Source organism: Pseudomonas sp. R28(2017) (genome assembly GCF_002112505.1).
GTDB lineage: Bacteria > Pseudomonadota > Gammaproteobacteria > Pseudomonadales > Pseudomonadaceae > Aquipseudomonas.
On record NZ_NEHW01000002.1, the window covers coordinates 208,830 to 232,552 of the forward strand.

20 protein-coding genes are annotated in these 23,723 nt (G+C 64.6%); 12 read left to right on the plus strand and 8 right to left on the minus strand.

The annotated features are described in order from the left end of the window. Positions 1–33: 33 nt before the first annotated feature. The 4 genes from pabB to CAF78_RS03770 form a co-directional block, all read right to left on the minus strand. Entirely contained in the window at positions 34–1,377 is a 1,344-nt protein-coding gene (pabB, locus tag CAF78_RS03755; RefSeq protein WP_085674638.1) for an aminodeoxychorismate synthase component I, read from the minus strand. 211 nt (positions 1,378–1,588) lie between these two features. Next, a complete protein-coding gene (locus CAF78_RS03760; protein WP_085674635.1) occupies positions 1,589–2,569 on the minus strand; it encodes an alpha-L-glutamate ligase-like protein in 981 nt (326 codons plus the stop codon). Next, on the minus strand, positions 2,569–4,104 hold the full coding sequence (locus tag CAF78_RS03765) for an inactive transglutaminase family protein (protein ID WP_027919646.1): 1,536 nt from the start codon (positions 4,102–4,104) through the stop codon (positions 2,569–2,571). The genes CAF78_RS03760 and CAF78_RS03765 overlap by 1 nt, the downstream gene beginning before the upstream one ends. A 5-nt stretch (positions 4,105–4,109) precedes the next feature. Further along, on the minus strand, positions 4,110–4,646 hold the full coding sequence (locus CAF78_RS03770) for an ATP-dependent zinc protease (RefSeq protein ID WP_027919647.1): 537 nt from the start codon (positions 4,644–4,646) through the stop codon (positions 4,110–4,112). A gap of 299 nt (positions 4,647–4,945) precedes the next feature. On the opposite strand from CAF78_RS03770, the gene CAF78_RS03775 reads away from it, so the two are divergent. The 6 genes from CAF78_RS03775 to prpD all read left to right on the plus strand — a co-directional run bounded on the left by CAF78_RS03775 (position 4,946) and on the right by prpD (position 13,398). Then, the gene (locus CAF78_RS03775; RefSeq protein WP_085674633.1) at positions 4,946–5,662 is read left to right on the plus strand and encodes a GntR family transcriptional regulator; all 717 of its coding nucleotides are present in this window, start codon (positions 4,946–4,948) and stop codon (positions 5,660–5,662) included. Beyond that, complete coding sequence (gene prpB, locus CAF78_RS03780) at positions 5,659–6,549, plus strand: methylisocitrate lyase (protein ID WP_027919649.1); 891 nt, start codon at positions 5,659–5,661, stop codon at positions 6,547–6,549. Before CAF78_RS03775 ends, prpB begins: the two co-directional genes overlap by 4 nt. A 117-nt stretch (positions 6,550–6,666) precedes the next feature. Further along, positions 6,667–7,794, plus strand: coding sequence for a 2-methylcitrate synthase (gene prpC / locus CAF78_RS03785; protein WP_085674630.1), 1,128 nt, complete (start codon positions 6,667–6,669; stop codon positions 7,792–7,794). Positions 7,795–7,953: 159 nt separating this feature from the next. Beyond that, complete coding sequence (gene acnD, locus CAF78_RS03790) at positions 7,954–10,542, plus strand: Fe/S-dependent 2-methylisocitrate dehydratase AcnD (protein WP_085674928.1); 2,589 nt, start codon at positions 7,954–7,956, stop codon at positions 10,540–10,542. Between the two features lie 13 nt (positions 10,543–10,555). Further along, entirely contained in the window at positions 10,556–11,746 is a 1,191-nt protein-coding gene (gene prpF, locus CAF78_RS03795) for a 2-methylaconitate cis-trans isomerase PrpF (RefSeq protein WP_085674626.1), read from the plus strand. A 167-nt stretch (positions 11,747–11,913) separates the two neighbouring features. Continuing rightward, positions 11,914–13,398 carry a 2-methylcitrate dehydratase gene (prpD, locus tag CAF78_RS03800; RefSeq protein WP_085674624.1) on the plus strand — a complete coding sequence of 495 codons (1,485 nt, stop codon included), beginning with the start codon at positions 11,914–11,916 and terminating at the stop codon, positions 13,396–13,398. Positions 13,399–13,572: 174 nt separating this feature from the next. On the opposite strand, the gene acnB is transcribed toward prpD, so the two are convergent. Then, entirely contained in the window at positions 13,573–16,182 is a 2,610-nt protein-coding gene (acnB, locus tag CAF78_RS03805) for a bifunctional aconitate hydratase 2/2-methylisocitrate dehydratase (protein ID WP_085674621.1), read from the minus strand. 405 nt (positions 16,183–16,587) lie between these two features. Between acnB and CAF78_RS03810 the strand changes: the two genes are divergently transcribed. Next, complete coding sequence (locus CAF78_RS03810; RefSeq protein WP_085674618.1) at positions 16,588–17,067, plus strand: DUF1289 domain-containing protein; 480 nt, start codon at positions 16,588–16,590, stop codon at positions 17,065–17,067. Between the two features lie 21 nt (positions 17,068–17,088). Here the strand turns inward: CAF78_RS03810 and queD are convergent, their stop codons facing one another. Both queD and CAF78_RS03820 read right to left on the minus strand, forming a co-directional pair. After that, positions 17,089–17,445: a 6-carboxytetrahydropterin synthase QueD gene (queD, locus tag CAF78_RS03815; RefSeq protein WP_012271598.1), complete on the minus strand. Its 357-nt coding sequence runs from the start codon at positions 17,443–17,445 to the stop codon at positions 17,089–17,091. A 53-nt stretch (positions 17,446–17,498) separates the two neighbouring features. After that, complete coding sequence (locus CAF78_RS03820) at positions 17,499–18,578, minus strand: patatin-like phospholipase family protein (RefSeq protein ID WP_085674615.1); 1,080 nt, start codon at positions 18,576–18,578, stop codon at positions 17,499–17,501. 152 nt (positions 18,579–18,730) lie between these two features. Between CAF78_RS03820 and CAF78_RS03825 the strand changes: the two genes are divergently transcribed. The 5 genes from CAF78_RS03825 (at position 18,731) to CAF78_RS03845 (ending at position 22,740) form a co-directional block, all read left to right on the plus strand. Continuing rightward, a complete protein-coding gene (locus CAF78_RS03825) occupies positions 18,731–19,039 on the plus strand; it encodes a PepSY domain-containing protein (RefSeq protein WP_085674612.1) in 309 nt (102 codons plus the stop codon). Then, positions 19,039–19,353, plus strand: coding sequence for a PepSY domain-containing protein (locus CAF78_RS03830; protein WP_085674609.1), 315 nt, complete (start codon positions 19,039–19,041; stop codon positions 19,351–19,353). Before CAF78_RS03825 ends, CAF78_RS03830 begins: the two co-directional genes overlap by 1 nt. A gap of 1 nt (position 19,354) precedes the next feature. Further along, positions 19,355–20,023 (plus strand): response regulator transcription factor, encoded by a 669-nt coding sequence (locus CAF78_RS03835; protein ID WP_085674605.1) that lies wholly within the window; start codon positions 19,355–19,357, stop codon positions 20,021–20,023. Continuing rightward, positions 20,020–21,339: a sensor histidine kinase gene (locus CAF78_RS03840; RefSeq protein ID WP_085674602.1), complete on the plus strand. Its 1,320-nt coding sequence runs from the start codon at positions 20,020–20,022 to the stop codon at positions 21,337–21,339. Before CAF78_RS03835 ends, CAF78_RS03840 begins: the two co-directional genes overlap by 4 nt. Positions 21,340–21,582: 243 nt before the next feature. Further along, complete coding sequence (locus tag CAF78_RS03845) at positions 21,583–22,740, plus strand: HPP family protein (RefSeq protein ID WP_085674599.1); 1,158 nt, start codon at positions 21,583–21,585, stop codon at positions 22,738–22,740. Here the strand turns inward: CAF78_RS03845 and CAF78_RS03850 are convergent. Next, on the minus strand, positions 22,714–23,580 hold the full coding sequence (locus CAF78_RS03850; RefSeq protein ID WP_085674595.1) for a LysR family transcriptional regulator: 867 nt from the start codon (positions 23,578–23,580) through the stop codon (positions 22,714–22,716). The genes CAF78_RS03845 and CAF78_RS03850 overlap by 27 nt on opposite strands. Positions 23,581–23,723 lie beyond the last annotated feature (143 nt).

The window sequence follows — 23,723 nt, forward strand, 5'->3', positions numbered from 1 at the left end:
AAAAATCGCGGGCTAGACGCCTGGCGATGAGCCTCAAAGGCTCTGCAGCGTTTCCATCAGCACCCGCACTTTGGCAATCGATTCCTCGTATTCGGCCTGCCAGTTCGAGTCGGCCACCACGGCGCCGCCGCCCCAGCAACTCACCTGGCCATCCTTGACCAGCAGGCTGCGGATGGCGATGGAGCTGTCCATCTCGCCGCGCACGTCCACGTACAGCAGCGAGCCGCAGTACAGCGCGCGGCGGGTGGGCTCCAGCTCGTCGATGATCTGCATGGCGCGGATCTTCGGCGCGCCGGTGATCGAGCCGCCAGGGAAGCTGTCACCGATCAGGTCCAGGGCGTCCTTGTCGCGGGCCAGCTGGCCGGTGACGCTGCTGACCAAGTGATGGACGTTGGGGTAGCTTTCCAGGCTGAACAGCTCCGGCACCTTCACTGAGCCGATTTCGCAGGTCCGCCCCAGGTCGTTGCGCAGCAGATCGACGATCATCAGGTTTTCCGAGCGGTCTTTGGCGCTGTGGCGCAGCTCTTCGGCATTGCGTGCGTCCTCGGTGGGGTTGGCCGAGCGCGGGCGGGTGCCCTTGATCGGGCGGGTTTCCACCTGGCCCTGGCTGACACGGATGAAGCGCTCCGGGGAGAAGCTCAGCAGTGCGCTGCCGTCAGCCAGTTGCTGGTACCCGGAAAATGGCGTCGGGCAGGCTTTGCGCAAGGCCTGGTAGGCTTGCCACGGGTCACCCTGGCAGGGGGCGCGGAAGCGCTGGGTGAGGTTGATCTGGTAGCAGTCGCCGGCCTGGATGTAGCGCTGCACCTGGTCGAAGGCGGCCTCGTACTGCTCCGGCTGCAGGTCGCCCTGCATGGGGGCGAGCAGCTGGAAATCGCCGCACGTCGACGTGTCGACAGTTTCGAACAGTGCCGTCAGGCGAGCCCGCTCTTCCAGCGCCAGGCTCGGGTGGAACACCAGTTGGCTGGTGCCACGCTGGTGGTCGGTCACCATTGCCCAGGCATACAGGCCCAGCTGCGCATCGGGTAATCCGAGATCGTCACTCGACAGTTGCGGCAACTGTTCCAGGCGGCGGCCGAAGTCGTAGCTCAAGTAACCGATCAGGCCACCGGCGAAGGGTAGTTCGATGCCGGCGGGCAGCTGAGCGTCACCCAGTTGCGCCAGGCTGGCGCGCAGGCGCTCTAGGAAAGCGCGGCCGTCCTCGCCGGGGTGGGCCTGCAGGTGTTGCACGGGCCAGGCGCTGAGCAGGTCGAAGCGGCCGCGTTCGGCACCGGGGCGGGCGCTGTCGAGCAGGATCGCGCCGGGGGCCTGGCGCAGGCGGGCGAAGTAGGCGGCGGGGTCAGGCTGGTAGGGCAGGGGGTGAAGCGTACAGGTCGGCATCAGTGTGGACGGCGATGTAAAAGCGAGGAGGGCGATTGTAGACCTGTGTAAGAAATGCGCCTAGCTTTGGCGCGACATTAAACTCCCTGTTTTCCCCGGGGCCGCTTTGCGGCCCATTCGCGGGCAAGCCCGCTCCCACAGGTATCGTACTTGCCTCAGGGTCTACGATCCCTGTGGGAGCGGGCTTGCCCGCGAATGGGCCGGGACAGGCTTACTGCGGATGCACATGCCCGAACAGGTTCTGGGTCACTCGCACCCGCTGCTCGGCATCTTCGGTGATCCCTTCCTTGGCCAGCGCTTCGATATGCGCCTCGATGGCATGGGTGCGCTGGGTCAGGCCGGTGTCGTTGGCGATCTGGATATTCAGGCCGGGGCGGGCGTTGAGTTCGAGAATCAGCGGTCCCTTGTCCTGATCCAGCACCATGTCCACGCCAATGTAGCCCAGCCCGCACAGCTCGTAGCAGCCGGCGGCGAGCTTCATGAAGCCGTCCCAGTTCGGCAGCTGCACGCCGTCCACCGCGTTGGTGGTGTCCGGGTGCTTGCTGATGATGTTGTTCAGCCAGGTGCCGCGCAGGGTCACACCGGTGGCCAGGTCCACGCCCACGCCAATGGCGCCCTGGTGCAGGTTGGCCTTGCCGCCGGACTGACGCGTCGGCAGGCGCAGCATGGCCATCACCGGGTAGCCCATCAGCACGATGATGCGGATGTCCGGCACACCCTCGTAGCTGATGCTCTTGAAGATCTGGTCCGGGGTCACCCGGTACTCGATCAGCGCACGGTCGCGGTGGCCGCCGAGCGAGTACAGGCCGGTGAGGATGCTCGACACCTGGTGCTCGATTTCCTCATGGCTGATGATCTTGCCCGACACCGTGCGGTAGCGGTCCTCGAAACGGTCGGCGATCACCAGGATGCCGTCACCGCCAGCGCCCTGCGCCGGCTTGATGACGAAGTCGTTGCGCCCGCCGATGATCTCGTGAAGCTTTTCGATCTGCTTCTCGGTCTCGATGATGCCGTACATCTCCGGCACATGGATGCCGGCCGCCAGGGCGCGCTCCTTGGTGATGATCTTGTCGTCGACGATCGGGTACAGGTGGCGCTTGTTGTACTTCAACACGTAGTCCGCGTTGCGCCGGTTGATCCCCATGATGCCCCGGGCCTCCAGGGCTTTCCACGTCTTGATCAGGCCAAACATCAGGCGTCAGCCTTCTTCAGGAATGCCTTGAAACGCACGAGCTCGGTCAGGCGGTAGCCGCGGTAGCGGCCCATCGCCAGCATGAAGCCCACCAGGATCAGCAGCACGGCCGGGAAGGTGAAGACGAAGTACACCAGCTCCGGCACCATCATCAGCAGGTGCGCCAGGGAGGCGGCGAACAGGGTGCCGATCGCCACTTTCATGGCATGGCCACCGCCGCGTTCTTCCCAGGTGATCGACAGGCGCTCGATGGTCATGGTCAGGATCACCATCGGGAACAGCGCCACCGACAGGCCGCGCTCCAGGCCCAGCTTGTGGCTGAACAGGCTGATGGCGGCGATCAAGACCACGACGAAGGTCAGCACCACCGACAGGCGCGGCAACATCTGCAGCTTCAGGTGTTCCAGGTACGAGCGTAGCGACAGGCCCAGTGCGGTGATCACGGTGAACAGCACGATACCGAAGCCCAGCTGGGTCTCGCGGAAGGCCAGGGCGATCAGTACCGGGGTGAAGGTACCCAGGGTCTGGATGCCGATCAGGTTGCGCAGGATCAGGATCACCAGCACGCCGATCGGGATCATCACCATGATCATGAAGGTCTGCTGAGTCTGCAGCGGCAGGCCGTACAGCGAGTATTCGAGGAAGTCGGCGTCGGTGTTCTCGTCGGTCAGCTTGGCCAGGCGGATGGCGTTCATCTCGCTGTTGTTCATGCTGAAGGTGACGTTGGCCTTCTTGCCGCCATCGACGGTGATCAGGTTGTCGTCACCGGTCCACCACAGCAGGCGATCGGCCGGCAGGCCCTGCTCGCCGGTGTCCGGGTTGAAGTACAGCCAGTCGTTGCCGTTGAAGCTGCGCAGCCATAGCTCCGGGGTCTGCGGTGTATCGGCAACGAGGCGGATGGTGTGGACCTTTTCCATCGGCACGTGGGCGATCGACAGCAGCAGGTCGATGACCTGGGCCTTTTTCATCGGCGAGGTGTCGCCGGCCAGCAGCAGCTTGACGTTGTCGTCGTTGAGGTTGTTGACCCGCTTGATGGTCTCGCTGACGAAGGTCTCGACGTCGGCCGAGTGCTGGCGGATCGGTGCCATCAGGGCTTCGGCGGCGATCTTCTCCGGGCCGTCGATGGCCAGGCTGTCACGGAAGGTCGGGCCCTTGATGGCGGACTTTTCGTTGCTGTAGCGCTTGGTCAGCACCAGGCGGTAGTACAGGGTCTGGTTGCCGCTGACACGGCGCGCCGACCAGGTCACCTTGCGGTTGCCATCGGCGCGGTTGACGCTCACCCCATAATTGTTGGAGATGAAGCTCTCGTTGAGGCTGACGTAGTCACGGTTCAGCGGCGGCACGAACATCTGGATCTTGACCGGGTCCTTGGAGCTGGCGACGAACTCGACCTTGGCGTCGATGTTCCACAGGTCGTCGGTTTCGTCTTCGGTCACCGGGATGCCGAGCACGAAGATCTGATAGGCCGTGACCGCCACGCCGAGCAGCACCAGCACGGTGATCAGGACTTTCAGATGGAGGGTAAGAGAGCGCATCGGGATTACTCTGCTTTGGGAGCGTCGGTGGCACAGGCAGGTTTGCCGGCCGCGTATTTAAGGCTTGGGTCGACCAGCGCGTCGAAGTGCTTGAGCGCCTCGGAGCCGATCAGCAGCGGGAACTGGAAGGCGCTGCGGTCGGTGAGGTTGACTTCGATGGTGCGCCGGGCCTGGCCCATGCAGATTTCAAGTTCGATGACCGGGCGGGCGGTATAGGCCTTGCCGGATTCCGCATCATAGTCGCCGGCGCGGCGCTTGATCTTGCTCACGCGCGCCAGGGGGCGTTCGATGGGGTGCGAATGGGCGGCGTCGATGGCCAGGTAGAAGCGCACCCAGCTTTCGCCGTTGCGCTTGAAACGCTTGATGTCACGGGCACTGAGCGACGCGGTCTTGGCCCCGGTGTCGAGCTTGGCGGCCACCTCCAGGTCAAGGTCGCCGAGCCGGGCGTATTCGTTCAGACCGTACACGGTCTTGCCCGCCGCCTGGCCAAGGGCCGGCAGCAGGGTGAGGCATAACAGCAATAATACGGGTGTAAGTCTCATAATCCTGGCGCGGTGCTGAGCTGTGCGGGGTTCGGGGAAAAGGTGACCGGCAACGACTGCACAAGCTTCCTCGTTCGTCTGTCAACAACATGAATTGATGACAAACACACTATCGATACTCCGTTGGAGGCGCGGCATTCTATCACGCCGACGTCTTGACGCCAGCGTGCCGCGATCTGACAACGCCATCACTGGGTAAGTTCGCTCTTAGACAATTGTCGACAATGTTGAATTTGTCTTTGACTGCGAGCCGCTGATTCGCTAGTTTCTGCTCAATCGATTAGCAAGGTGTCGACAATATGCTGGACCTCACCACCCCAAGCCCTGCCGAGACAGACGAAACGGAAACCTTGTCCGAGAATGTCTTCCGGCGCATCCAGGCGGCGATCGTCAAGGGCGACATCGCCCCGGGCAGCAAGATCTCCGAACCGGAGCTGGCGCGTACCTATGGCATCAGCCGCGGCCCGCTGCGCGAGGCCATCCACCGGCTGGAGGGGCAGCGCCTGCTGGTGCGCGTGCCGCATGTCGGCGCGCGGGTGGTGTCGCTCAACCACGCCGAGCTGATCGAACTGTACGAAATCCGCGAATCGCTGGAAGGCATGGCCTGCCGCCTGGCGGCCGAGCGCATGAGCCAGGCCGACATCGACGAGCTGCGCCGGGTGCTCGATACCCATGAGCGCGATGCCGCGTTCCAGGCCGGGCTTGGCTATTACCAGCAGGAAGGCGACTACGACTTCCACTACCGGATCATCCAGGGCAGCGGCAACCAGACCCTGGTCAAGATGCTCTGCGGCGAGCTGTATCAACTGGTGCGCATGTACCGCATCCAGTTTTCCGCCGCGCCCAACCGGCCGCGCCAGGCCTTTGCCGAACACCACCGCATTCTCGATGCCATCGAAGGCCGTGACGGCGAACTGGCCGAACTCCTGATGCGCCGCCACATCGGCGCGTCCAAGCGCAACATCGAGCGTCACTACCTGGACGCCAACAACAACAGCCCACGAGGTGAGAAATGACTGTGAAGAGCACCCCCGGTCAGCGTTTCCGCGACGCCGTTGCCGCCGAACACCCCCTGCAAGTGGTCGGCGCGATCAATGCCAACCATGCGCTGCTGGCCAAGCGTGCCGGTTTCAAGGCCATCTACCTGTCCGGTGGCGGCGTCGCCGCCGGCTCCCTGGGCTTGCCAGACCTGGGTATCAGTGGCCTGGATGACGTGCTGACCGATGTGCGCCGCATCACCGACGTCTGCGACGTGCCTTTGTTGGTGGATGTCGACACCGGCTTCGGCGCTTCGGCCTTCAACGTCGCCCGCACCGTGCGCTCGATGTGCAAGTTCGGAGCCGCCGCCATCCACATCGAGGACCAGGTCGGCGCCAAGCGCTGCGGCCACCGCCCGAACAAGGAAATCGTCACCCAGCAGGAGATGGTCGACCGTATCAAGGCTGCAGTGGATGCCCGCACCGATGACAGCTTCGTGATCATGGCGCGCACCGACGCCCTGGCGGTGGAAGGCCTGAACGCTGCCCTGGACCGCGCTGCCGCCTGCATCGAGGCTGGCGCCGACATGATCTTCCCGGAAGCCATCACCGAACTTTCGATGTACAAGACCTTCGCCGACCGGGTGCAGGCACCGATCCTGGCCAACATCACCGAGTTCGGCGCCACGCCGCTGTACACCACCGAAGAACTGGCCTCGGTCGACGTGTCGCTGGTGCTGTACCCGCTGTCGGCGTTCCGCGCCATGAACAAGGCGGCGGAGAACGTCTATACCGCATTGCGCCGCGACGGCACGCAGAAGAACGTGATCGACACCATGCAGACCCGCATGGAGCTCTACGATGCCATTGGTTACCACGCCTTCGAGCAGAGCCTCGACGCGTTGTTTGCCCAGAAGAAGGGCTGAAGGCTTTTGTTGGAGCGGCTGGCCTCTTCGCGGGCGCGTCCGCTCCCACAGGGGCCCCACAGGCAAACTGATTAGCCAGTTAGATTTCCATAACAAATTCAAGAAAGGAGAAACACCATGGCCGAAGCAAAAGTACTCAGTGGCGCTGGCCTGCGTGGCCAGGTGGCCGGCCAGACCGCGCTGTCGACCGTGGGCCAGGCCGGTGCCGGCCTGACCTACCGTGGCTATGACGTCCGTGACCTGGCCGCCGGTGCCGAATTCGAAGAAGTCGCCTACCTGCTGCTGTACGGCGAGCTGCCGAGCAAGGCGGAACTGGCCGACTACAAGCGCAAGCTCAAGGGCCTGCGTGACCTGCCGCAGGCATTGAAGGAAGTGCTCGAGCGCATCCCGCGCGATGCCCACCCTATGGATGTGATGCGCACCGGTTGCTCGGTGCTGGGTACCCTGGAGCCGGAGCTGACCTTCGAAGCCCAGCGCGAGAAGACCGACCGCCTGCTGGCGCTGTTCCCGGCGGTGATGTGCTACTGGTACCGCTTCACCCACGACGGTGTGCGCATCGACTGCACCAGCGACGAGGACACCCTGGGCGGCCATTTCCTGCACCTGCTGCACGGCAAGAAACCGAGCGAGCTGCACGTCAAGGTGATGAACGTGTCGCTGATCCTCTACGCCGAGCACGAGTTCAACGCTTCGACCTTCACCGCGCGGGTCTGCGCCTCGACCCTGTCCGACCTGTATTCCTGCGTCACCGCTGCCATCGGCTCGCTGCGCGGCCCGCTGCACGGGGGCGCCAACGAAGCGGCGATGGAGCTGATCGAGCGCTTCCAGAGCCCCCAGGAAGCCACTGCCGAGCTGCTGCGCATGCTCGAGCGCAAGGACAAGATCATGGGCTTTGGCCACGCGATCTACAAAGAGTCCGACCCACGCAACGAGGTGATCAAGGGCTGGTCGAAGCAGCTTGCCGACCAGGTCGGTGACACGGTCCTGTACCCGGTTTCCGAAGCCATCGACAAGACCATGTGGGAGCAGAAGCGCCTGTTCCCCAACGCCGACTTCTACCATGCCTCGGCGTACCACTTCATGGGCATCCCGACCAAGCTGTTCACCCCGATCTTCGTCTGCTCGCGCCTGACCGGCTGGGCCGCGCACGTGTTCGAACAGCGCGCCAACAACCGCATCATCCGCCCGAGCGCCGAGTATGTCGGCGTCGAGCAGCGCCAGTTCGTGCCGATCGAACAGCGCTGAAATAGATAAAGAGAGGCAACCCGTTTCCCCTGTGGGAGCGGGCTTGCCCGCGAATGCGCCCGGCGGGGCAGCCCATGTGTACCTGCTGACGCATTCGCGGGCAAGCCCGCTCCCACAGGGACGGTGGAACCTTCCGAACCCTGTGACCGAGCCCGAATGATGAACACTGCATACCGCAAGAACCTGCCAGGCACCGCCCTGGACTACTTCGATGCCCGCGCCGCCGTCGAGGCCATCAAGCCCGGTGCCTACGACAGCCTGCCTTACACCTCCCGCGTACTGGCCGAAAACCTCGTGCGCCGCTGCGACCCGGCCACCCTCGACGCGTCGCTGGGCCAGCTGATCGAGCGCAAGCGCGACCTTGACTTCCCGTGGTTCCCGGCCCGCGTGGTGTGCCATGACATCCTTGGCCAGACCGCCCTGGTCGACCTCGCCGGCTTGCGCGATGCCATCGCCGACAAAGGCGGCGACCCGGCCCAGGTCAACCCGGTGGTGCCGGTGCAGCTGATCGTCGACCACTCCCTGGCCGTGGAGTGCGGTGGTTTCGACCCGCAGGCGTTCGAGAAGAACCGCGCCATCGAAGACCGCCGTAACGAAGACCGCTTCCATTTCATCAACTGGACCAAGAAGGCGTTCAAGAACGTCGACGTGATCCAGCCTGGCAACGGCATCATGCACCAGATCAACCTGGAGAAGATGTCGCCGGTCATCCACAGCGACCGCGGCGTGGCCTACCCGGATACCTGCGTCGGCACCGACAGCCACACCCCGCATGTCGACGCGCTGGGCGTGATCGCCATTGGTGTCGGTGGCCTGGAAGCCGAGAACGTCATGCTCGGCCGTGCCTCGTGGATGCGCCTGCCGGAAATCGTCGGCGTCGAGCTGACCGGCAAGCTGGCGCCGAACATCACCGCCACCGACCTGGTGCTGGCCCTCACCGAGTTCCTGCGCAAGCAGAAGGTCGTCGGCGCCTACCTCGAGTTCCATGGCGAAGGTGCGCGCGCGCTGACCCTGGGCGACCGCGCCACCATCTCCAACATGGCCCCGGAATACGGCGCCACCGCCGCGATGTTCGCCATCGACCAGCAGACCATCGACTACCTCAAGCTGACCGGCCGTGATGACCAGCAGGTGCAGTTGGTGGAGACCTACGCCAAGGTCGCCGGCCTGTGGGCCGACAGCCTGGCCAAGGCCCAATACGAGCGTACCCTGAGCTTCGACCTGTCGAGCGTGGTGCGCAACATGGCCGGGCCGTCCAACCCGCATGCCCGCGTCGCCACCAGCGACCTGGCGGCCAAGGGCATCGCCGGCGCCTGGGAAGACGTGCCGGGGCAGATGCCCGACGGCGCGGTGATCATTGCCGCCATCACCAGCTGCACCAACACCAGCAACCCGCGTAACGTGATTGCCGCGGGCCTGCTGGCGCGCAATGCCAACAAGCTTGGCCTCAGCCGCAAGCCGTGGGTCAAGTCGTCGCTGGCACCCGGTTCCAAGGCCGTGCAGCTGTACCTGGAAGAGGCAGGGCTGGAAAAGGAACTGGAGCAACTGGGCTTCGGCATCGTCGCCTTCGCCTGCACCACCTGCAACGGCATGTCCGGTGCGCTGGACCCGGTGATCCAGCAGGAAATCATCGACCGCGACCTGTACGCCACTGCCGTGCTGTCGGGTAACCGCAACTTCGACGGGCGCATCCACCCTTACGCCAAGCAGGCGTTCCTGGCTTCGCCGCCGCTGGTGGTGGCCTACGCGATTGCCGGCACCATCCGCTTCGACATCGAAAAGGATGTGCTGGGCGTGGTCGATGGCAAGGAAATCCGCCTCAAGGACATCTGGCCAAGCGACGAGGAAATCGACGCGGTGGTGCGTGCGGCGGTCAAGCCGGAGCAGTTCCGCAAGGTCTATATCCCGATGTTCGCCATCGAGGAAGACCGTGGGCCGAAAGTCGCGCCGCTGTACGACTGGCGCCCGATGAGCACCTATATCCGCCGCCCGCCTTACTGGGAAGGTGCCCTGGCTGGCGAACGCACCCTGCGTGGCATGCGCCCGCTGGCGGTGCTGCCGGACAACATCACCACTGACCACCTGTCGCCGTCCAACGCCATCCTGCTCGACAGCGCCGCGGGCGAATACCTGGCGAAGATGGGCCTGCCGGAAGAGGACTTCAACTCCTATGCCACGCACCGCGGCGACCACCTGACCGCCCAGCGCGCCACCTTCGCCAACCCCAAGCTGTTCAACGAAATGGTGCGCAAGGATGACGGCAGCGTGAAGCAGGGCTCGCTGGCGCGCATCGAGCCGGAAGGCAAGGTGACGCGCATGTGGGAGGCCATCGAGACCTACATGGCGCGCAAGCAGCCGCTGATCATCGTCGCCGGTGGCGACTATGGCCAGGGTTCGTCCCGTGACTGGGCGGCCAAGGGGGTGCGCCTGGCCGGTGTCGAGGCGATCGTCGCCGAGGGCTTCGAGCGCATTCACCGCACCAACCTGGTGGGCATGGGCGTGTTGCCGCTGGAGTTCAAGCCGGGCACCGACCGTAAGACCCTGGGCCTGGACGGCAGCGAGACCTATGACGTGCTCGGCGAGCGCAAGCCACGGGCGACGCTGACCCTGGTGGTGACGCGACGCAATGGCGAGCGTGTCGAAGTGCCGGTGACCTGCCGCCTGGACACTGCCGAGGAAGTGTCGATCTATGAGGCGGGCGGGGTGCTGCAGCGCTTTGCCCAGGATTTCCTCGAAGCGACCGCTTGAACAGGACGTGAACATGGCACATGTAGCGCAAGTGAAAATCCCCGCCACGTACATCCGTGGCGGCACCAGCAAGGGCGTGTTCTTCCGCCTGCAGGACTTGCCGGAAACGGCCCAGGTCCCAGGCCCGGCCCGCGACGCCTTGCTGTTGCGGGTCATCGGTAGCCCCGACCCTTATGCCAAGCAGATCGACGGCATGGGCGGCGCCACTTCGAGCACCAGCAAGACGGTCATCCTGTCGAAGAGCATCAAGCCCGGGCACGATGTTGATTACCTGTTCGGCCAGGTCGCCATCGACAAGGCTTTCGTCGACTGGAGCGGCAACTGCGGCAACCTGTCTGCGGCGGTCGGCTCGTTCGCCATCAGCAATGGCCTGGTCGACCCGGCGCGCATTCCGCGCAATGGCCTCGCCACCGTGCGCATCTGGCAGGCCAACATTGGCAAGACCATCATCGCCCATGTGCCGATCACCGAAGGTGAAGTGCAGGAAACCGGTGACTTCGAGCTCGATGGCGTGACTTTCCCAGCCGCCGAAGTGCAGCTGGAGTTCCTTGATCCGGCTGCCGACGAGGACGGCGACGGCGGGGCGATGTTCCCTACCGGCAACCTGGTGGATGATTTGGAGGTGCCGGGTGTCGGTACCTTCAAGGCGACCTTGATCAATGCTGGCATCCCGACCGTGTTCGTCAATGCCGCCGACATCGGTTACACCGGCACTGAACTGCAGGACGCGATCAACGGCGACCCTCAAGCGCTGCAACGTTTCGAGACCATTCGCGCCTACGGCGCCGTGCGCATGGGCCTGATCGAGCATGTCGACCAGGCTGCCGGGCGTCAGCACACGCCAAAGGTGGCTTTCGTTGCGCCGCCGAGCACCTACACTGCGTCCAGTGGCAAGGCGGTTGCGGCCGGTGACATCGACCTGCTGGTGCGTGCACTGTCCATGGGCAAGCTGCACCACGCGATGATGGGGACCGCAGCCGTGGCCATCGGCACTGCTGCAGCCATTCCGGGCACGCTGGTCAACCTCGCCGCTGGCGGGGGCGAGCGCAGTGCCGTGCGTTTCGGTCATCCGTCCGGCACCTTGCGGGTCGGGGCCGAGGCGCGCCAGGTGGATGGCGAGTGGACGGTGACCAAGGCAATCATGAGCCGCAGTGCTCGCGTGCTGATGGAGGGCTGGGTGCGCGTACCTGGCGATAGCTTCTAACGCACCACTGGCGCTCGGCTTGGGATGAGTAGGGCCGCTTTGCGGCCCTTCGCGGGCTCGCCCGCTCCCACAGGTACTTCACAGCATTCAAAAACTGTGATGTCCCTGTGGGAGCGGGCGAGCCCGCGAAGGGCTGCAAAGCAGCCCCAACTTCACAGGAGCTGGCTATGAGCGCCAATGTGGACCTGAACGACCGCCCGGACTACGACCGGGTCCTGCAAACCCTCGCCGACTATGCCCTCGGCTACCGGGTCGAATCCCCTGAAGCCCTGGACACCGCGCGCAACTGCCTGATGGACACCCTCGGTTGTGGCCTGCTGGCCTTGCGATTCCCCGAATGCACCAAGCTCCTCGGCCCGCTGGTGGAAGGCACCGTGGTGCCCAATGGCGCGCGCGTCCCCGGTACCGCCTACCGCCTCGACCCGGTCAAGGCGGCCTGGGACATCGGCTGCACCGTGCGCTGGCTGGACTACAACGACACCTGGCTGGCCGCCGAGTGGGCACATCCTTCGGACAACCTTGGCGGCATCCTGGCGGTTGCCGATCACCTGTCACAGAAGCGTGTGGCCAGCGGCGAAGCACCGTTGCTGATGCGCGACGTGCTCGAGGCCATGGTCATGGCCCACGAGATCCAGGGCGTGCTGGCACTGGAAAACTCGTTCAATCGCGTCGGCCTCGATCACGTGATACTGGTCAAGGTGGCCTCGACCGCCGTGTGCGCCCGGCTGATGGGGGCCAATCGCGAGCAGATGCTCTCGGCCCTGTCCCATGCCTTCGTCGATGGTCAGGCACTGCGCACTTACCGCCATGCGCCCAATGCCGGTTCGCGCAAGTCCTGGGCAGCCGGCGATGCCTCCAGCCGTGGCGTGCGCCTGGCGGATATCGCGCTGCGTGGCGAAATGGGCGTGCCAGGGGTGCTGACGGCGCCGCAGTGGGGGTTCCATGACGTCTCGTTCAGCCATACCAACAAGGACCTGGCGGTAAAGCCGGCCGGCCAGTATGCGCTGCGCCTGCCGCAACCCTTGGCCAGTTATGTGATGGAGAACGTGCTGTTCAAGGTCAGCTTCCCCGCCGAGTTCCACGCCCAGACGGCCTGCGAAGCGGCGGTGACCCTGCACCCGCTGGTGCGTAACCGCCTGCATGAGATCGACCGCATCGTCATCACCACCCAGGAGTCGGCGATCCGCATCATTTCCAAGCAAGGCCCGCTGGCCAACGCCGCCGACCGCGACCACTGCCTGCAGTACATGGTGGCGGTGCCGCTGATCTTCGGCCACCTGGTGGCCGAGCATTATGAAGATGCCTTCCACGCCAATCATCCGAGCATCGATCGCCTGCGCGAGAAGATGGAGGTGGTCGAAGACCCACGCTTCAGCCGCGAGTACCTGGAGGCAGACAAGCGTTCGATTGCCAATGCCGTGCAAGTGTTCTTCAAGGATGGCAGCAGCACCGAGCAGGTGCTGGTGGAGTACCCGGTCGGCCATCGGCGGCGGCGCGAGGAGGGGATACCGTTGCTGGAGGCCAAGTTCCGGGAGAACCTGGCGACGCGCTTTGTGCGCCAGCGTTGTGAGCAGATCATCGAGCTGTGCAAGGATCAGCAAAGGCTGGAGCAGATGGCGGTGCACAGGTTTGTGGATCTATTCGTGATTTGAGGTTGCCTGTGCCGGCCTCTTCGCGGGCAAGCCCGCTCCCACAGGTCCTCCACAAATCTTGAAAACTGTGGGGCTCCTGTGGGAGCGGGCTTGCCCGCGAAGAGGCCGGCACAGGCGGAAACAAAAAGCCCCGGCATCGCTGCCGGGGCTTTCTTTTACTGCATGTAACTCAGCTTACGCCTGAACCACCGGGATCTTGGCGTTGGCAGCCGCTTCGCGGAACTCGGCGATCTGGTCGAAGCTCAGGTAGCGGTAGACGTCGGCAGCCATGCTGTCGATGTCCTTGGCGTACTGCATGTACTCTTCGACGGTCGGCAGCTTGCCGATGATCGAAGCGACCGCAGCCAGTTCGGCCGAGGCCAGGTACACGTTGGTAGCGTCGCCCAGACGGTTCGGGAAGTTACGGGTCGAAGTGGAGACCACGGTCGAACCGGTCTGCACACGTGCCTGGTTACCCATGCACAGCGAGCAGCCTGGCATTTCCATGCGCGCGCCGGCCTTGCCGTAGATGCCGTAGTAGCCTTCTTCGGTCAGCTGGTGGGCGTCCATCTTGGTTGGCGGGGCCAGCCACAGACGGGTCGGGATACCGCCCTTGACCTTGTCCAGCAGCTTGCCGGCAGCACGGAAGTGACCGATGTTGGTCATGCACGAACCGATGAACACTTCGTCGATCTTCTCGCCCTGTACCGAAGACAGCAGGCGGGCATCGTCCGGGTCGTTCGGCGCGCAGAGCACAGGCTCCTTGACGTCGGCCAGGTCGATTTCGATGATTTCGGCGTATTCGGCATCGGCGTCGGCCGACAGCAGCTCAGGCTTGGCCAGCCAGGCTTCCATGGCCTGGGCGCGGCGCTCCAGGGTGCGGGCATCGCCGTAGCCTTCGCCGATCATCCAGCGCAGCAGGGTGATGTTGGACTGCAGGTACTCGGCGATGGCCTTTTCCGGCAGCTTGATGGTGCAGCCTGCAGCGGAACGCTCGGCCGAGGCGTCGGACAGCTCGAAGGCTTGCTCGACGGTCAGGTCGTTCAGGCCTTCGATTTCCAGGATGCGGCCGGAGAAGGCGTTTTTCTTGCCTTTCTTCTCGACGGTCAGCAGGCCCTTCTGGATGGCGTAGTAAGGGATGGCATGAACCAGGTCACGCAGGGTGATGCCAGGTTGCAGCTTGCCCTTGAAGCGCACCAGGATCGACTCTGGCATGTCCAGCGGCATGACGCCGGTGGCGGCGGCAAAGGCCACCAGGCCGGAACCGGCCGGGAACGAGATGCCGATCGGGAAGCGGGTGTGCGAGTCGCCACCGGTACCCACGGTGTCAGGCATCAGCATGCGGTTCAGCCAGCTGTGGATGATGCCGTCGCCCGGGCGCAGCGACACGCCGCCACGGGTGCGGATGAAGTCTGGCAGGGTGTGGTGGGTGGTGACGTCGATCGGCTTCGGATAGGCCGCGGTGTGGCAGAACGACTGCATCACCAGGTCAGCGGAGAAGCCCAGGCACGCCAGGTCTTTCAGCTCGTCGCGGGTCATCGGGCCAGTGGTGTCCTGGGAACCGACGGTGGTCATCTTCGGCTCGCAGTAGGCACCTGGGCGCACGCCCTGGCCTTCTGGCAGGCCGCAGGCACGGCCGACCATCTTCTGGGCCAGGGTGAAGCCCTTGCCGGAGTCGGCAGGCTGCTCTGGCTTCTTGAACAGGTCGGAGGCACCCAGGCCCAGCTCGGCGCGGGCTTTTTCGGTCAGGCCACGGCCGACGATCAGCGGGATACGGCCGCCAGCGCGGACTTCGTCCAGCAGCACTTCGGTTTTCAGCGCGAACTCGGTGACCAGCTCGTCGCTGCCGTGACGGCGCACTTCACCTTTGAACGGGTAGACGTCGATGACGTCGCCCATGGCCAGGTTGGTGCAGTCGAATTCGATCGGCAGGGCGCCGGCGTCTTCCATGGTGTTGTAGAAGATCGGGGCGATCTTGGTGCCGAAGCAGAAACCACCGGCGCGCTTGTTCGGCACGTACGGGATGTCGTCGCCGAAGAACCACAGCACCGAGTTGGTGGCGGATTTACGCGAGGAACCGGTACCGACCACGTCACCGACGTAGGCAACCGGGAAGCCCTTGGCCTTGACCGCTTCGATCTGTGCCAGCGGGCCGACCGAACCAGGCTGCTGCGGCTCGATGCCGTCACGGGCCATTTTCAGCATGGCCAGGGCGTGCAGCGGGATGTCAGGGCGCGACCAGGCGTCCGGAGCAGGGGACAGGTCGTCGGTGTTGGTTTCGCCAGGCACCTTGAACACGGTCAGGGTGTACTTGTCGGCGATGGCCGGACGCGAGGTGAACCACTCGCCGGCAGCCCAGGAGTCCAGCACGGCCTTGGCGTGAACGTTGCCGGCCTTGGCCTTTTCGGCCACGTCGTGGAAGGCATCGAACATCAGCAGGGTGTGCTTGAGCTGTTCGGCCGCGACGGCGCCCAGTTCGGCGTCGTCGAGCAGCGCGACCAGCGTTTCGATGTTGTAGCCGCCCTGCATGGTGCCCAGCAGTTCAGCAGCGTGCTTGCGGTCGATCAGTGGCGACTTGGCTTCGCCCTTGGCCACGGCGGAGAGGAAAGCGGCCTTGACGTAGGCAGCTTCGTCGACCCCTGGCGGAACGCGGTTGGTGATCAGGTCTACGAGGAAGGCTTCTTCGCCGGCTGGCGGGTTTTTCAGCAGCTCGACCAGGCCTGCAGTTTGTTCGGCGTTCAGCGGCTGGGGCACGATACCCAGGGCGGCACGCTCTTCGATGTGTTTGCGGTAGGCTTCAAGCACAGTTATTACCCTCATCAGTGGTCCCTAAAGGGAGTCCGGGACGCTCATCCAGCATTCGATGCACCCATGCGCTGCCACGGCTTTGTGGGCCGCCCAGCCAGAGTCGCAAAGAATCCTTACAGAAGCTGCTTTCAAAGTTTTACGCCTGCAGAACGGGAGCTGATGAGGGCTGGCGCGGGCATGCGAGGGGTGCATGGCCCGGGCCAACGCCGTTCTACCGGATGAACTGTGCTCGTGACGCTTTGAAAACAGCTTCCAACGGACATGGTTGCCTTGAAAAGGCGGGATGATTCTACGGCAAATTGTCGCGGAAGGTAAGGCGGCGATCATGACTTTAACGAGTGACCGTGGTTAGACAAAGGGCTAACATGGGCCCGTGTTCCACCGCCAAGCCGTTGTTTTTCCATGTCCAACCAGTCCATCAAGACCCCTTGCGTCGGCCTTTGCTCCACGGTGTATGGAGACACGGTGTGCCGTGGCTGCAAGCGTTTCCACCACGAAGTGATCAACTGGAACGGGTACGACGACGAGCAGAAGCGCGCCGTCTGGCTGCGCCTGGAACAGCTGCTGGTGCAGGTGATGATGGCCAAGCTGGAAGTGTTCGACAAAGGCTTGCTGCGCCAGCAGTTGCAGCAGCGTTCGATCCGCTTCGTCGAGCAGCAGTCGGAATATTGCTGGGCGTATCAGTTGATCGCGCGCGGGGCGCGGATGATCCGCGATCTTGAGGCCTACGGCATGGTCCTGCTGCCAGAGTTTCGCGACTGGGAACTGCCGCAACTGCGCGATGCCATCGATCGCGAGTTCTTCCTGCTTTCGGAAGCCCATTACCAGCGCTATATCGCGCCGAGCTTCCTGCGCGATGCGGTGGGCGACGGGCAGGGCTGAGGCCCTGCCCGCAACGGCGAATCAGTCGCCGGTGTATTCGCAACCGCTGGTGCAGGTTTCGTGGATGCGCACTTTCGACAGCTCCGGCATCAACGGCTTGACTTGGTCCCAGATCCACTTGGCGATCACTTCGCTGGTGGGGTTTTCCAGGCCCGGGATGTCGTTCAGGTAGTTGTGGTCCAGTTGCTCGTAGATCGGCTTGAAGATCGCCTTGACCTCGGCGAAGTCACGAATCCAGCCGGTATGCGGGTCGAGCGGGCCGGTCAGGTGCAGGCCGACCTTGAACGAGTGGCCATGCAGGCGGCCACATTTGTGCCCTTCAGGGACGTGGGGCAGGCGGTGGGCCGATTCGAAAGTGAATTCCTTGAAGATTTCCACGCTGTCATAACTCTGTGTGAATCAATAATGCGCGCAGTCTACCAGCATGGCCGCTACAAGGCTTGCAGGCGTTCGTGCAACCGCCCGGTGGCGATCAGTTCCAGCAACTCGTCGCCCAAACGCTGGCTTTCGGCGATCGCCTTGTACCAGTAACGCTTGCGGCTCGGCGCATCGCCCATGAAGCGCTTGAAGTCGTTGCGGTCGGGCAGCTTGCCGTAGGGCAGGGCGGCCAGGTATTGCGGCGACGGGGTCATCAGCAGCACGTTCTGCAGGCGCGTGGCATCGCCCTTGCGCCAGGGCAGGGCCTTGTCGAACCAGCCGGGCACCACCTTGTCGGTGAAATGCGGGTACAGCACCAGGTCGTCACCGCGGTAGGGCAGGTCGAGGTGGTAGTCGAGCAGGCCGCCGTCGCGGTAGGTGCCGGCGCCAGCGCCGGGAATGTCACGCACACCTTCCATCACCATCGGGATCGAGCCCGAGGCGAGCAGGGCCTGGCGCAGGTTGGCCAGGTTCAGTGGCAGGCAGCGCGAGGGGAAGTCGGTCAGCGCATCGAGCGGCGGCACGCTGCGCGCATCATGCAGGATGACCCGTTCGAAGTGCCGGGCCAGGCGCGAGCGCCCCAGCAGGTTGCTGGCGATCACCGAGCCCAGGCCCACGCCCAGGCGGCCACGGTGGTCGTGGGCCAGCTGGCCGTGGCTCTTCACCACCAGGATGTTCAGGCGATAGTGCGGGTTGGCGAGGATCTGCCCGTCGCGGCCCTGCAGCAGGTCGTCGAGCATGCGCTGGCAGCTGCGGCTGATCTCGGCGGGGGTAACGCCCTTGGCGAAGTCCTGCTCGGTGTACAGCTCGCCCAGGCGACGGATGCCGGCAACCGGGTCGTCGAGGCAGGCACTGGCGAAGCGCCACGAGCCGATCGAGGCGCCGATCAGTGCGCGTTGCCGCGCTGCCGAGGGCAGCCATTCGCCAAACAACGCCAGGTCCAGGCCCTGGATGCCCAGCGGCTTGGGCCCGCCGGCCGCCCCTGGCAACACGCCCACATCGGCCGCCTGCAGGCCACGTTCGCGAATCTGCTGCAGTGCGCGCTGGCCAGCCTTGAAGGTGAGTGCAGGGAATTTGATGTGAATGGCGCTCATGACGGATCTCACGGGTAACAAGGCGGTCATTATAGGGGCTTGATACCGCTACAGCTGCGCTATCATGGCGCCAGCTGTTTTCAGGTTGAATTAAGGACCGCTGGTTAGTCTTAACCCCGTAGACAACTTGAACGTCGCTCAGGAGAGCCACCATGAAAACCTTGACTGCCCTGTTCACCGCCGCCGCCCTTGCCCTGGGCGCCAATGCTGCCTTCGCCAAGGACGTCCAGCCTGACGAAGTGGTCAAGCTGGTCAACGCCAAGACCATCAAGTCGCTGGACGAACTCAAGGCCGCCGCCGTGGCCAAGCACCCAGGCGCCACCGTCACCGATTCGGAGCTGGAAGACGAATACGGCCGCTACATCTACAAGGTCGAACTGCGCGACACGCAGAACGTCGAGTGGGATGTCGACCTGGATGCCAAGACCGGTGAAGTGCTGAAGGACGCGCGGGACAGCTGATGATCCACTTACCCCGGTCGGCGCGATACCTGGCGCTGTCGTTGCTGGCCGTGTGTTCCCTGGCCGTTGCCCGCGACCTGGACCAGGACGAAGCCCTGAAGCTGCGCCAGAAGGGCATCATCCTGCCGCTCGAGCAACTGCTGGCAACCGCCCTGGGGCGTTACCCCGGGGCGCGCCTGCTGGAGGCCGAGCTGGAAGAAGACGACGGCCGTTACGAATATGAAGTCGAACTGCTGACCCAGGAGGGCGTGGTGCGCGAGATCAAGCTCGATGCCAGCAGCGGTGCCCTGCTCAAAGACGAGGAAGACGACTGACATGCGCCTGCTGCTTGTCGAAGACAACGTGCCCCTGGCCGACGAACTGACCACAAGCCTGCAGCGCCAGGGCTATGCCGTGGACTGGCTGGCCGATGGCCGCGATGCGGTGTACCAGGGCCAGAGCGAACCTTACGACCTGATCATCCTCGACCTCGGCCTGCCAGGCTTGCCGGGCCTGGAGGTGTTGGCGCAGTGGCGTGCCGGCGGCCTGGTCACGCCGGTGCTGATCCTCACCGCGCGGGGTTCGTGGGCGGAACGCATCGAGGGCCTGAAAGCCGGGGCCGACGATTACCTGAGCAAGCCATTCCACCCCGAGGAACTGCAGCTGCGCATCCAGGCGCTGCTGCGCCGCGCCCGCGGCCTGGCCAACCAGCCAACCCTGGAAGCGGCGGGCCTGCACTTGGATGAAAGCCGCCAGTGCGTGAGCCGCGACGGCGTCGACATCCAGCTCACGGCGGCGGAATTTCGCCTGTTGCGCTACTTCATGCTGCACCCGCAGCAGATCCTGTCCAAGAGCCACCTGGCCGAGCACCTGTACGACGGTGAGACCGAGCGCGATTCCAACGTGCTGGAGGTGCACGTCAACCACCTGCGGCGCAAGCTGGGGCGCAGCGTCATCGAGACCCGTCGCGGGCAAGGCTACATCTATGCCGGGAGCGGCGGATGAAGTCGATCCAGGCGCGCCTGAGCCTGGGCCTGATCGCGGTGCTGGTGGTGGTCGGGGTAGTGCTCGCGCAGTTGACCCTGTGGTTGTTCGAAGCGGGTTTGCAGCGCTACCTGGAAAACGGCCTGCGCAAGGAGAGCGAGAACCTGCTGGTGGCGTTGGTGCGCGGGCCGAATGGCCTGCAGCTGGATGAGCGGCGCATTTCTGCGGCTTATCAGCGGCCGTTTTCGGGTTACTACTTCCGTATCGATTTCGACCAGGGCACCTGGCGCTCGCGCTCGCTGTGGGACCTGGACATGCCCAAGCCGGCCGAGCCGGGGTTGTCCGATAGCCACGAGCTGGGCCCGGAAGGCCAGCAACTGCTGGCCTTGCGCGCCGATTACCGGCGCCTGGGCCAGAACATCTCGATCAGCGTGGCGCAGGACTACTCGCCGGTGCGCGAGGGCTTTCGTCGGCTGCAGCAGCTTGGCCTGGGCATGGGCCTGGTGGCGTTGCTGATCGTGCTGGTGCTGCAGCGCATCACCGTCACCCGCTCGCTGCGCCCGCTGGAGCGCGCGCGCCAGCAGATCGCCCAGCTGCAGCAAGGCCAGCGCTCGCAGCTCGATGCCCAGGTGCCCAGCGAGCTGGCGCCGCTGGTGGGCCAGATCAACCACTTGCTCAGCCACACCGAAGACAGTCTGCGCCGCTCGCGCAATGCCCTGGGCAACCTTGGCCATGCACTGAAGACCCCGCTGGCGGTGCTGCTCAGCCTGGCGTCCAGCGAGCGCTTGAAAGGCCTGCCAGAGGTGCAGGCGCAACTGCGTGAACAGCTCGAGCAGATCCAGCAGCGCCTGGCCCGTGAGCTGAACCGGGCGCGCCTGGCCGGCGATGCCTTGCCCGGGGCGCAGTTCGATTGCGATGCCGAGCTGCCGGGCTTGCTCGCGACCTTGGGCATGATCCATGGCGAAGGCCTGCGGCTCGAGCGCGATGTGCCGCCGGGGCTGCTGTTGCCGTGGGACCGTGAAGACGTGCTTGAACTGCTTGGCAACCTGCTGGACAACGCCTGCAAGTGGGCCGACGGCGAAGTGCAGCTGGGGATTGCACCGACCACCGAGGGCTATCAGTTGTGGGTCGATGATGACGGCCCCGGGATTCCCGAAAGCCAGCGGTTGCAGGTGCTGGAGCGCGGCTCGCGGCTGGACGAGCAGGTCGACGGGCATGGGCTGGGGCTGGGGATCGTGCGCGATATCGTCGAGGCTTGGGGTGGGCAGCTGGCATTGCTTGAAAGCACCCTGGGCGGATTGCGGGTAAGCATCGAGTTACCGCGTAAGGCTCGGTAGTGCCGGGGCCGCTTCGCGCCCCCAACGACCAGATCAGCACTGCAAAAAAATTGCAGTACAGCCGCATTTTTTTGAATTAGCCCAATCTTCCGCCGGCCGGCACAATCCCCCTCACGAAACCCTGCGGTTTCCATCTCTCCATGGACGGAGCCCCTTGTGATATTGCATCCGCAATACGAGGCCCAGGCCACTTCGGCTGGGCTTTCTTTTTAATCAAAAAAACCACAGATCCTGATTACCTAAATGTCTGCCATGCGTTCCGAAAGTCGTCTGCAGCGGCTGTTGCCGGCGCCCCTGAACATCCCCCCCAAAGAATGGTTGCGTGCCGGTGTCGGCGCGTTGCTCGGTTTGTTGCTCGCCGGCTGGCTGACCAGCCTGGCCTATGGCCCAGGCATTGCCTTGCACCTGCTTGGCCCGTTGGCCGCCACGGCGGTGCTGGTGTTTGCCGTGCATTCCGGGCCGTTGGCGCAGCCGTGGCCAGTGCTCGGCAGCTATGCGCTGGCCGGTGCGGTCGGCCTGGGCATGCGCCAGGGCTTGGGCGCCGAATTGTGGGTGGCCGCTGCCGCCCTGGGCCTCTCGATCCTGGTGATGTGCCTGCTGCGCTGCCTGCACCCGCCGGGCGGCGGCGTGGCGGTGAGCGCGGTGCTGGCCGACCCGGGGCTGACGGCCATGGGCGACCACCTGCTGGAGCCGGTGTTGCTCAATGCGCTGATCCTGGTAGCCGTGGCGGTGATCTACAACCGCCTGACCGGAGTGCGCTACCCGAAGGGCGCGGTGCCGCGCAAGGACCTGCACCACACGCACGACCCGCTGCCCAGCGAGCGCGTGGGCATCAGTGGCGCCGACCTGGACCAGGCGCTGGAAGAGTTGGGGGAGTTTGTCGACGTTACCCGTGACGAGCTGGAACGCATCATCCTTGCCACCGAGCAGCATGCGCTGCAACGCAGCCTCGGCGGCATCACGGCCGGGGCGGTGATGTCCCGTGACGTGCAGTTCGCCTCGCCGCAGACCACCCTGGAGCAGGCCTGGAAAATGCTCGCCAGCCACCACCTGAAAACCCTGCCGGTGCTGCAGCAGGGCAAGCTGGTGGGTATGGTCAGCCTCAGCGACCTGGTCGGCCCGGCCATGCAGCGCGGCCAGTTCAGCTGGCGCGGCCTGTTCGGTCGCAAGGCGGTGCGCATGGAGCAGGTGATGAGCCGGCGAGTGGTCAGCGTCAGCAGCCAGCATCCACTGGAGCGCCTGTTGCCGCTGCTGTGCGAGCAGGGCCTGCACTGCCTGCCGGTACTCGACGGTGACCAGCTGGTGGGTGTGGTCACCCAGACCGACCTGGTCGCCGGGCTCAAGCGCCAGTTGCTCAGCGCCGCCGGCCGTGCTTCAGATAACCGGGTCCCAGCGTTGTGACCAATCGCTGGCGCCAGCTGCCACCAGCCGGCGCAGCACCGCGATGGCCTGCTGCAGGGCGTCGCTGTCGCGCTTGCGCGGGTAGACCAGGTAGGTCGGGTAGGTGAATTCCGGCGCTTGTGGCACCCGCTCGAACACGCCGCTTTCCAGGTAGGCCTGCACCACGCGGGTTCGGAAGTACCCACTACCGCCCTGGTCGAGGATGAACTGCAGGGCCAATGGCCCGAGGTTGAAGCTTAGCGCCGGGCGCGCGCAGTCGGGCAGGGCGGCATCATGCTGGCGGCGGAAGGCTTCGCCCCAGTCGATGTAGATGTACGGCTCGGGCTGCTCGACCCGGCGCACGCGGATCAGCTTTTCTTCCATCAACTGCTCCACCTGCAGCCCTGGGCCGTAGGTTGGCTGGTACACCAGTGCGGCGTCGAGCAGGCCCATCTCCACCTTGCGCAGCAACGACTCGCCATCGCTCACCTCGCTGCGGATGGCATGGCTGGGCAGCTCGCGGTACAGGGCGCCGACCCAGTCGAGCAGCATCGGGTTACCCAGGCTCACTTCCGCGCCCACGTGCAGCACCTGCTGGCAGCCTTCAGGCAGCGGCAGGTCGCGGCGTGCCGCTTCCCAGGTCTGCACCAGCTGGTTGGCGTAGCTGACGAAGGCTTCGCCGTCACTGGTCAGGCTGGCGCCGTTGCGGCTGCGCACGAACAGCTGACAGCCCAGCTGTTGCTCCAGGCGTTGCACGCGGGCGGTGATGGCCGTCTGCGACACGAACAGGCGTTCGGCGGCGGCGACCAGGCTGCCGCAACGCACGATTTCCAGAAAGGTTCGGGCCTGATCGATATCCATGGGCTGCTCTGTGGCGGTAAGGGGCGCCTATTCTAAAACCTTTGCACTGTTTTGGGGCGCATAAGCGCTCCCTGCAAATGTGCATATGCGTTGTGACTTTAGTCCCATGGCGGGCCGGGCGTGTCGGTCCATACTCAAGATTC